Annotated in this window: 7 protein-coding genes and 1 pseudogene; 5 read left to right on the forward strand and 3 right to left on the reverse strand. The window is 74.1% G+C overall.

Annotated features, from left to right (window positions below; all coding sequences use genetic code 11):
* Positions 1-611: 611 nt before the first annotated feature.
* Both ACZ4Z4_RS00670 and ACZ4Z4_RS00675 read right to left on the reverse strand, forming a co-directional pair.
* Positions 612-1787 carry a serine hydrolase domain-containing protein gene (locus tag ACZ4Z4_RS00670; RefSeq protein ID WP_468320257.1) on the reverse strand — a complete coding sequence of 392 codons (1176 nt, stop codon included), beginning with the start codon at positions 1785-1787 and terminating at the stop codon, positions 612-614.
* Positions 1742-3031 (reverse strand): multidrug effflux MFS transporter, encoded by a 1290-nt coding sequence (locus ACZ4Z4_RS00675; RefSeq protein ID WP_468320260.1) that lies wholly within the window; start codon positions 3029-3031, stop codon positions 1742-1744. Before ACZ4Z4_RS00675 ends, ACZ4Z4_RS00670 begins: the two co-directional genes overlap by 46 nt.
* Before the next feature lie 538 nt (positions 3032-3569).
* On the opposite strand from ACZ4Z4_RS00675, the pseudogene ACZ4Z4_RS00680 reads away from it, so the two are divergent.
* Positions 3570-4316, forward strand: a pseudogene (locus ACZ4Z4_RS00680) (glycosyltransferase); the annotation flags it as partial.
* Between the two features lie 1007 nt (positions 4317-5323).
* Here ACZ4Z4_RS00680 and ACZ4Z4_RS00685 read toward each other — a convergent pair.
* Positions 5324-6958, reverse strand: a complete 1635-nt coding sequence (locus tag ACZ4Z4_RS00685) for an alkaline phosphatase D family protein (RefSeq protein WP_468320262.1) — start codon at positions 6956-6958, stop codon at positions 5324-5326.
* Positions 6959-7091: 133 nt separating this feature from the next.
* Between ACZ4Z4_RS00685 and ACZ4Z4_RS00690 the strand changes: the two genes are divergently transcribed.
* The 4 genes from ACZ4Z4_RS00690 to ACZ4Z4_RS00705 all read left to right on the forward strand — a co-directional run bounded on the left by ACZ4Z4_RS00690 (position 7092) and on the right by ACZ4Z4_RS00705 (position 10025).
* Entirely contained in the window at positions 7092-7877 is a 786-nt protein-coding gene (locus tag ACZ4Z4_RS00690) for an SDR family oxidoreductase (RefSeq protein ID WP_468320265.1), read from the forward strand.
* A 143-nt stretch (positions 7878-8020) separates the two neighbouring features.
* On the forward strand, positions 8021-8491 hold the full coding sequence (locus ACZ4Z4_RS00695) for a lamin tail domain-containing protein (protein ID WP_468320268.1): 471 nt from the start codon (positions 8021-8023) through the stop codon (positions 8489-8491).
* Between the two features lie 135 nt (positions 8492-8626).
* Positions 8627-9184, forward strand: a complete 558-nt coding sequence (locus ACZ4Z4_RS00700) for a DoxX family protein (RefSeq protein ID WP_468320270.1) — start codon at positions 8627-8629, stop codon at positions 9182-9184.
* 73 nt (positions 9185-9257) lie between these two features.
* Entirely contained in the window at positions 9258-10025 is a 768-nt protein-coding gene (locus tag ACZ4Z4_RS00705; RefSeq protein ID WP_468320272.1) for an SAM-dependent methyltransferase, read from the forward strand.
* The last annotated feature ends 32 nt before the right edge of the window (positions 10026-10057 follow it).

The raw sequence follows: 10057 nt of genomic DNA on the forward strand, positions 1-10057 counted from the left end.
CCGCGTCTGCCCCATGCCGCCCAGCCGGCGGGCGCGGGCCCGGGTGGGCCGGTCGCGCAGTTCCCCGCGCCCCTGGAACCTTCGGCACCCCGCACCCTCCCGCGCCGGCCCCCGCCTCCGCGTCTGCCCCATGCCGCCCAGCCGGCGGGCGCGGGCCCGGGTGGGCCGGTCGCGCAGTTCCCCGCGCCCCTGGAACCTTCGGCACCCCGCACCGTCCCGCGCCGCCCTCCGCCTCCGCGTCTGCCCCATGCCGCCCAGCCGGCGAGTGCCGGTCCGATCGGGCCGGTCGCGCAGTTCCCCGCGCCCCTGGAGCCTTCGGCACCCCGCACCGTCCCGCGCCGGCCCCCGCCTCCGCGTCTGCCCCATGCCGCCCAGCCGGCGAGTGCCGGCACGGGTGGGCCGAGCGCGCAGTTCCCCGCGCCCCTGGAACCTTCGGCACCCCGCACCGTCCCGCGCCGTCCCTCCGCCTCCGCGTCTGCCCCATGCCGCCCAGCCGGCGGGTGCCGGCACGGGTGGGCCGAGCGCGCAGTTCCCCGCGCCCCTGGAACCTTCGGTGCCCCGCGCCGTCCCGCGCCGGCCCCCGGTCCTGCCGAAGAACCCCCGCTCCCGGGCTACCGGTCCCGCGCCGCGCGAGCTAGCCGTGTGGCCGCTGCGGCCCGAGGGGAGCTGTTCGCGGCCCGCCGGCGCGGATGCACCGTGTTGGCGAGGAGGATCAGGAACGTGTCCGTCGCCGGGTCGAGGACCAGGGACGTGCCGGTGAAGCCGGTGTGCCCGGCCGCGCCGCGGCCTGCGAGCTCCCCCATGAACCACGGCTGATCGATGCCGAAGCCGAGGCCGTCACCCGCCAGCATCAGCTCGACGAAGTCGGGGCCGAGGATGCGGGCCCTGCCGTACGAGCCGCCGCACAGCAGCGTGCGGCAGAGCACGGCGAGGTCGCGGGCGGTGGAGAAGAGCCCGGCGTGTCCGGCGACCCCGCCCAGCGCCCAGGCGTTCTCGTCGTGGACGGTGCCGCGCAGCATCCCGCGGTCGGCCTTGGCCCAGGGCTTGCGCTGGTCCTCCGTGGCCGCGGCGTCGGGGCACGGGCCGAAGCCGGTGTCGGCCATGCCGAGTGGGCGGGTGATGCCCTCGCGGACGAGCGCGTCGAGGGGGCGGCGGGTGAGGCGCTCCAGGATGTGCTGGAGGAGGAGCATGTTCAGGTCGGAGTAGACGTATTCGCCCGGCTCGGAGACCGGGGCCTCCGCGCGCAGGGCGGCGAGGCGCGCCGCGTCGTCCGGGCAGTCGTAGAGCGGCAGTTCGGGCCGGAGCCCCGAGGTGTGGGTGAGGAGCTGGCGGACGGTGATGCCGTGCTCGGCGGCGGCCGTGAACTCGGGGACGTACGCCCCGACGAGCGCGTCGATGCCGAGCGTGCCGCGCTCCAGCTGCTGCACGGCGGCGATCGTCGTGAAGAGTTTGGTGAGGGACGCCAGGTCGAAGGGGGTGGTGGTGCGCATCGGCACCCGCCATTCGCGGGGCAGCTCGACGCCGGTGTCGCTCTCCGGGTCGTACGAGGCGTACCGCACCGCCCAGCCCGCCGCCTCCTCGGCGGCGATCACGGGGCCCCGGCCGACGAGGACCACGGCGCCCGCGCACCAGGGGCGCGGGCCGCACGTCAGGTCGCGCACCTCGGTGACGAGGCGGCCGATCTCGTCGGGGTCGAGGCCCGCGCGGTCCGGTGTGCCGGGGCGCAGGAGTCTTGGTGCGCTCAGTGGTCCGCCTCCTGGGTCGGCTTGTGCTGCCAGGGGCGGCACAGTCCCACGAAGCACGTGACGGCGGCCAGGGCGCAGACCAGTTGGACGACGGCCATCGGGACGGCGGTGTCCTCGCCGGCGATGCCGACGAGCGGGGAGGCGACCGCGCCGATGAGGAAGGAGGAGGTGCCGAGCAGCGCGGAGGCGGAACCGGCGGCGTGCGGGGTGCGCATCAGCGCCAGGGACTGGGTGTTGGGCAGGGTGAGGCCCATCGACGACATGAGGACGAAGAGTCCGGCGGCGACGGGGAAGAGGCCGACGTCGCCGAGGACGCCGGTCGTCATGAGGAGGAGCGCGACCGCGGCGGTCGTGACCATCGCGAGGCCGGCGGCGAGGACCTTGTTGAGGCTGGTCCGGCCGACGAGGACCTTGCCGTTGAGCTGTCCTGCGGCGATCAGGCCGATGGAGTTGACGCCGAAGAGGAGGCTGAAGGTCTGCGGGGACGCGCCGTAGATCTCCTGGATCACGAAGGGTGAGGCGGAGATGTACGCGAAGAGCGCGGCGAACGCGAAGCCGCCCGCGATCATGTAGCCGGTGAAGACGCGGTCGGCGAGGAGCGACTTCATGGTCCGCAGCGCCTCTACGGTGCCGCCGCCGTGCCGTTTCTCGGGGGCGAGGGTCTCGGGCAGGCGGCGCCAGACGAGCAGGGTCAGCGCGGTGCCGACGGCGGTGAGGACGACGAAGATGCCGCGCCAGTCGGTGAAGCGGAGCACCTGGCCGCCGATGAGGGGCGCGGCGACGGGGGCGACGCCGGAGATCAGCATCAGGGTGGAGAAGAAGCGGGCCATGGCCACGCCGTCGTACAGGTCGCGGACGACGGCGCGGGCGATGACGATGCCGGCGGCGCCCGCGAGCCCCTGGAGGAGGCGGAAGCCGATGAGGAGCTCGGCGGTGGGCGCGAAGGCGCAGGTCGCGGTGGCGATCACATAGACGAGCAGGCCGACGAGGAGGGGGCGGCGGCGGCCCCACCTGTCGCTCATCGGGCCGACGACGAGCTGGCCGAGCGCCATGCCGAGGAGGCAGGCGGTCAGGGTCAGCTGGACGGTGGCGGCCGGGGCGCTCAGGGCGTCGGTGACCTCCGGCAGGGCCGGCAGGTACATGTCCATGGAGAGCGCGGGGACGGCGGTGAGGCCGCCGAGGACGAGGGTGACGAGGGCTCCGGTACGACGGAGGGCGACGGGCCCTTGTGGCTCCGCCGCCTCCGATATCCGGTCTTCTGCCGTTGTCTGCCCACGCTCAGGCATCGCGCCCCTCCCGGTCGATCGGATCCGCTCTCCATGGTCGCAGCTCCCGATGCGTGGTCGGGACCGCATATACGACGTCGTAGGAGCCGGACATGTGACGTCAGCACGGTTCACTCGTTTAGCAACATCGCCGGGCAGTTCGGGCCCCGGCTTCGACCGCCGATCTGGACAAGGCTCGATGCGAATCTCCTTCCTGCTGCAGAACGCCTATGGAATCGGTGGCACCATCCGCGCCACTTTCAATTCCGCCAGTGCCCTCGCCGAGCGGCACGACGTCGAGATCGTCAGTGTCTGGCGCCCGCGCGACCGGCCCAGCCTGCCGCTCGGCGGGAAGGTCCGGCTGCGGCACCTGATCGACAGCCGGCCGCACGCGCCGCGCAACGACCTGGGCGACAGGCTGCTGGGCGAGGCCACCTCGCTGGTGCCGCCCGCCGAGGCGCGGGGCGCGGGTTTCGACCGGCTCACCGACCGCCGGGTGGCCCGCTTCCTGCGCCGCACCGACACCGACGTGGTGGTGGCCACCCGGCCGGGCCTCGTGATGTACCTCGCCGAGTTCGGCCGCGACCACTACCTGCGGATCGGTCAGGAACACCGCGTGTACGGCACGCACGAGCCCGGGATCCGCGCCGCCCAGGACGCCGCCATCGCCGCGCTCGACGCGCACACCACCGTCACGGAGGCGGACGCCGTCACGCACCGCGGGCACCTGGCGGCCACGGGCACCCCGATCTTCTCCGTCCCCAACTCCTCACCGCCGCCGCCCCGCACCACCGCGTCGGACGGCGAGGCCCGGCTCGTCATCGCCGGCGGGCGCCTCATCCCGGTGAAACGGTACGGCCTGCTGGTGGACGCCTTCGCGACCGTGGCCGCCGCCCACCCGGAGTGGAAGCTGCGGATCTACGGCCGCGGCCCCAAGCACGCGCCGCTGCGGGCCCGCATCGACGAACTCGGCCTGAGCGACCACGTCTTCCTGATGGGCGCCACCCCCTCCCTCGCCACCGAGTGGGCCAAGGGGTCGATCGCCGCCGTCACCTCGCGCGAGGAGTCGTTCGGGATGACCATCGTGGAGGCCATGCAGTGCGGCACCCCGGTGGTCGCCACCGACTGCCCCCACGGGCCCGCCGAGATCATCCGGGACGGCGAGGACGGCCTGCTCGTGCCGTCGGGCGACAGCGGGGCCGTCGCCCGCGGCCTGCTCAGGCTCATCGAGGACGCCGACCTGCGCCGCGCCATGGGCGCCGCCGCCCGGCGCAACGTCGAGCGGTACACGCCCGACCACATCGCCCGGCGCTACGAGGAACTCTTCGCCGAGCTGCGCGCCGCCGCCCCGCCCGCCCCGGTCCCGCTCGACTGCCGGCTGGCGGCCGGTGCGGGGCGGGCCCGCGCGGCGGTCCGGCGGGCCGTGCGGCGGACCGTGCGCGGGGCGGGGCGGCGGCGTCCGGCGGGTCCGGCGCTGCGTCCGCGGTGCACCTGCGCCGTGACCGCGGCGGGCGATCTCGTCGTACGCCTGGACCGGGCCGGCCTGCCCGGCACCGCGTTCACGCTGACCGCGACGCTCCGCGGCTCCGGCGGCCGGGACGAGCAGCTGGTCGAGGTGCCGCTGCGGCGGCCGGAGACCGAGGGTGAGCCCTGGACGGCCGTGCTGGAGCGCCGGGCCCACCCGCTCGCCGAGGGCCGCTGGGACTTCCACGTCGTCCGCTCCGACGACGGGGCGCGACGCCGGGTCGCCGTCACGGCGGTCGAACAGGGCGGCCTGCTGACCCTGGAGGCCGCACCCGGGGCGCCGTTCGGCTGGTGGATCCCCTACGCGACCGTCAAGAACAACCTCTCCGTGCGGGCCTGGCGCCGCCCCGCGCACGCCGAGGCCCACACGGTGACCGCCGACGCGACGTCGTGCGCGGTCGAAGGCACGCTGTACGGCGCCGAGTTCGCCCCGGGGCAGCCGGCCCGCCTCCTCGCCGTGCCGCGCCACGACCCCGCCGCCGCCTTCGAAACCGAGGTGACGACGTCGGGAAAGGACCGTTTCCGCTTCTGTCTGGCGTATCCCCGGGTGCTGGCCGCCGGCGGGGGCGCCCCGGAGACGTGGGACCTGGCGCTGTCCCTGGCCCCCGGGGCCGATCCTGTCCGCCTTGCGCGCGTCATCGGCGACGTCGTCGCCCGCAAGCGGACCGACGTGTATCCGGCCGGGCACCTCGTCGACGGGGCCGGTGCCGCCGTCTCCGTGCGCCCCTACTTCACCGTCAACAACGACCTGGCGCTCGCGCGCAGGACGCCACGGGAGCCCGCCGACCGCTACGCGGGCCGCAGCCCCGGGTCGCCCGCCTCCGTCACGAACGACGCCGCCGTTTTGATGGGGGCGCCCGGCGTCGTCACGGCCGAGACCGTCTTGAAGTCCGCCCGCGCCGAATCGTCGCCGAGCGCCACCGTCACGTAGCCACGGCGGCCGTTGTAGAACTTCAGGTGCGGGTTGGCCTTGGTGTAGGTGTCCCAGTTGGCCGGCTTGTCCGCGCCGTCCTTGCCGCTGGCGATGGACGTGGCGACGATCTCCGTGCCGACGGTCTTCGACGACGGGTCGTCGAAGTCGGCCTTGATGTCGAAGGCGTAGCCGACGTGCACGTCACCGGTGAGGACCATGAGGTTCTCGATGTCCGCGGAGCGCGCTCCGGCGAGGACGCGCTTCCGGGAGGCCCGGTAGCCGTCCCAGGCGTCCATGGAGAGCTTGGCCTGCGCGTTGAGGTCGAGCTTGCGCTGGGAGAAGGTGACCTGCTGCGGGACGACGTTCCACCGGGCGCGCGAGCGCCGCCAGCCGTCGATGAGCCAGCGCTCCTGCGTGGCGCCGGTGATGGTGCGCCTCGGGTCGTCCGACTCGGGCCCGGGGACGTGCGCCTTGTCGCCGTACGCCTGGTCGGAGCGGTACTGCCGGGTGTCGAGGATGTCGAACTGGGCGAGGCGGCCCCACTTCAGGCGCCGGTAGAGCTGCGCGTCGGGCCCGCTCGGCAGCTGCCCGCGGCGCAGCGGCTGGTTCTCCCAGTACGCGCGGTAGGCGGCGGCGCGGCGGAGCAGGAACTCGGCCGGGGGGTTGCCGTTCTCGTCGATGTCGTCGGCGTAGTTGTTCTCGGCCTCGTGGTCGTCCCAGGTGACGACGAAGGGGTGCGCGGCGTGGGCGGCGCGCAGATCCGGGTCGGACTTGTACAGGGCGTACCGCAGGCGGTAGTCCTCCAGGGTCTGCGTCTCCTTGTTGAAGTGCGCGGGCAGCGTGCGGTCGGTGTAGTTGCGGGCGCCGCCGACCGCGTTGACGGCGTACTCGTAGAGGTAGTCGCCGAGGTGGAAGACGACGTCGACGTCGTCCTTGGCCAGGTGCTTGTACGCGGTGAAGTAGCCGTCGTGGTAGGCCTGGCAGGAGACGGCGGCGAGGGTGAGGGCGCCGGTGCGGCTGCCGGTGGGCGGCGCGGTGCGGGTGCGGCCGGTCTCACTCACCCAGCGGCCGGTCCGGAAGCGGAAGTAGTAGGTGCGGCCCGCGTCGAGGTGGTCGGCCTCGACGTGCACGGTGTGGCTGAACTCGGGGTGGGCGGTGACCTTGCCGCGTCTGGCGACGCGCCGGAACCTGGCGTCGTGGGCGAGCTCCCAGTCGACGGAGACGCGCTCCCGGGGCAGGCCGCCGTCGGGCTCGTAGGGCGCCGGGGCGAGCCGGGTCCAGAGCAGGACCGAGGAGGGCAGCGGGTCGCCGGACGCGACGCCGAGCGTGAAGGGGTTCTTGGTGATGCGGCGTGCGTCGAGCTCGGCGGCGCCCGCCACGCCCGCGGTGGGCAGGTTGGTGGCGAAGGCGAGCGCGGCCGCGGCGCCGGTGACGGTGAGGAACCTGCGGCGTCCCAAGTGGCGGGCGGGGGCACGGAGTTCCGGAGCGTGGTGCTGGCCTGCGGGTGTCATGTGGCCCTCCCCTGACGATTGGTGTCAGGGGCATGTAAGTGGCGCGGGACGACGTGGGCCTGTCGCGTACACAACAGCCGCATGGCGGGCGGATGATGTCCGCGTGGACAGCCCTCCCGTACGCTGCGGGCCCATGAACGCTGAGCGAACTGCATCGCCGAAGACCGCCGTGGTGACCGGGGCCGGCTCCGGAATCGGCCGTTCCGTCGCCCTCGAACTGCTCGCCGCGGGCTGGTCCGTGGCGCTCGCGGGGCGCCGCACGGAGACGCTGGAGGAGACGGCCGCCCTCGCGTCCGCCGGGCCGGACGCGCGGGAGGGCGCCACCCTGTGCGTCCGTACGGACGTGTCGCGGCCCGAGGACGTGGCGGCGCTCTTCGCCCGCGTCGGCGAACGCTTCGGGCGCCTGGACCTCCTCTTCAACAACGCCGGTACGTTCGGCCCCGGCGGCGTCCCCGTCGAGGAGCTCCCCTACGAGGCCTGGCGGCACGTCGTCGACACCAACCTGAACGGCGCGTTCCTGTGCGCGCAGGCGGCCTTCCGGCAGATGAAGGAGCAGGACCCGCAGGGCGGGCGGATCATCAACAACGGGTCCATCTCGGCCCACGCGCCGCGTCCGAACTCGGTGGCGTACACGGCGACGAAGCACGCCCTGACGGGCCTGACGAAGTCGCTGTCGCTGGACGGCAGGCCCTACCGGATCGCGGTCGGCCAGATCGACATCGGCAACGCCGCGACCGACATGACCGAGCGCATGCAGTCCGGGATCCTCCAGGCCAACGGGCAGCTGGCGACCGAGCCGGTGATGGACGTGGCGGACGTGGCGCGCACGGTGCGGCACATGGCGGAGCTGCCGCTGGAGGCGAACGTCCAGTTCGCGACGGTCCTCGCCACGAACATGCCGTACATCGGGCGGGGTTGACGCGCGGGGCGGGGCAGAGCGGGGCCGGGATGCGAGCGGGCCGACATCTGCACAAGTGGAGTGAGGCATACCGCATCAAGTCCGGTCAGGGATCCCCGTATGCTCGGCTTCTCTCCACGAGAACTTCACACTTGGAGCACTCCTTGCGCATACGCACCACGGCCCCCGCCGTCCTCACCGCCACCGCCCTGTCGGTGGCCCTGCTCGCCGCGTCCCCCGCGTCGGCGGCGACCGCGCGCCACCAGGGCGGGCTGCACCTCGGTGCCATCCAGTACGACAGTCCGGGCCGGGACACCCGCTCGAACGCCTCGCTGAACGCGGAGTGGGTGAACATCCACAACAACACCCGCTCGGCGATCCAGCTCAAGGGCTACAAGCTGAAGGACGACACCGGCTACACATACACCTTCGGCAGCTACAAGATCGGCGCCGGCAAGACCGTCAAGGTCCGCACCGGCAAGGGCACCAACGCCTCCGGCGTGCGCTACTGGGGCCGCACCAACTACGTCTGGAACAACACCGGCGACAAGGCCCGCCTCCTCAAGCCGAGCGGCGCGCAGCAGGACTCCTGCTCGTGGGCGCGGCTCGGCTCCGGTCACACCAGCTGTCACTGACCACCGCCAGGGGGACGGCAGCAGGCGGCGGGTCACCCGGACGGACCCGCGGGCCGGGTGGTGCGGGCCGGGCCGGTGGACGGTGGAGGCGGACGTATCCGCCACCCCGCCCAGGGGCCGAACCGGGAGTTCCCCATGACCACCTGCTGCTCGTGTCCGGACCGCCGAGACGTCGGGCTGCTGCTGCTCCGCGCGGGCACCGGCTCAGTGCTCGCCGCGCACGGCGCCCAGAAACTGTTCGGCTGGTTCGGCGGCGGGGGCGTCGAGGGCACCGGCGCCTTCATGGAGTCCGTCGGCTATGCACCGGGCAAGGTGAACGCCGTCATGGCGGGGCTCGCCGAGGCGGGCGGCGGGGTGCTCCTCGCCCTCGGCCTCGCGACCCCCGCGGCGGGCTCGGCGGCGGCGGGCGCGATGGCCGGCGCCACGGCCGTGCACTCGCCGAACGGCTTCTTCAGCCAGGGCGGCGGCTACGAGTACCCGGCGTTCCTCGGCATGGTCTCCGCGGCGCTCGCCGTCACAGGACCCGGCCGCTACTCCGCCGACCACGTCCTCGGCCACTCCCTCAACCGCGCCTGGATGGTCCCGGCCGCGCTCGCCGGCACGGCGGTCGGGGTCCTCGCGACGCTGGCAGCACGGAAGAAGACGGTCCGGGCGGCCGCGGCCGGGGACGAGGGCGGCTCGGCCACCGCGTAGTCGGTCCCTGCGGACCTTGCGCGGCGGCAAAAGTGGTGGCCCGGGTGGGGGCGGCGGGTTAGCGTGCCGGGTTGTGAACACTGACACCGGTCATCCGCCGCGGCTCACCCGACTCACCTTTCACGGCCCGCTCTCCGAGGCCCGTGCGGAGCGGCTGGTGGGGCGGCTGGCGGCGGCCGGGCCGCGTACCGTCCTCGACATCGGCTGCGGCTGGGGCGAGCTGATGCTCCGCGTCCTCGAAGCCGTGCCGGAGGCGACCGGTGTCGGCGTCGACCTCAAGGGCGAGGACCTGGCGCGCGGCCGCGGGAACGCCGCGGCGCGCGGGCTCGACGAGCGGGTCGTCTTCGCCGAGGAGTCGGCGACGGACACCACCCGCGGCCCCGCCGACGTCGTGCTGTGCCTCGGCGCGAGCCAGGCCCTCAGCGCCGCCGAGCCGCCCGGGACGACGACCGAGGCGCTGCACGCGCTGCGCCGCCTGGTGAATCCGGGCGGTCGCGTCGTGCTCGGCGAGGGTTTCTGGCAGCGCGAGCCCACCCCGGCCGAGCTCGCCGCGATGTGGCCGGACGCCGACGCGGGCGAGCACCTGTCGCTGGGCGACCTGGTGGACGCGGCGATCGGGGCGGGGTTCCGCCCGCTGTGGGTGGAGACGGCGAGCGCCGAGGAGTGGGAGGAGTTCGAGTCCGGCTACCGCGCCGACGTCGAGGAGTGGCTCGCCGCGCACCCCGGCCACGCGCTGGCCGCCGAGACCCGCGAGCGCGTCGACTCCCAGCGTTCCTCATGGCTGCGCGGCTACCGCCGGGTGCTCGGCATCGCGTACCTGACCTTGGTGCCGGTCGGCTGAGAGAGGCCCTACCGAAGTAGCGCCGCCCGCGA

The organism is Streptomyces sp. NPDC030245 (assembly GCF_055572995.1).

Coding starts and splice junctions, on each gene's coding strand:
- ACZ4Z4_RS00675 (WP_468320260.1), bottom strand. CDS start 3,031: ATGCCTGAGCGTGGGCAGACAACGGCAGAAGACCGGATATCGGAGGCG.
- ACZ4Z4_RS00685 (WP_468320262.1), bottom strand. CDS start 6,958: ATGACACCCGCAGGCCAGCACCACGCTCCGGAACTCCGTGCCCCCGCC.
- ACZ4Z4_RS00690 (WP_468320265.1), top strand. CDS start 7,092: ATGAACGCTGAGCGAACTGCATCGCCGAAGACCGCCGTGGTGACCGGG.
- ACZ4Z4_RS00700 (WP_468320270.1), top strand. CDS start 8,627: ATGACCACCTGCTGCTCGTGTCCGGACCGCCGAGACGTCGGGCTGCTG.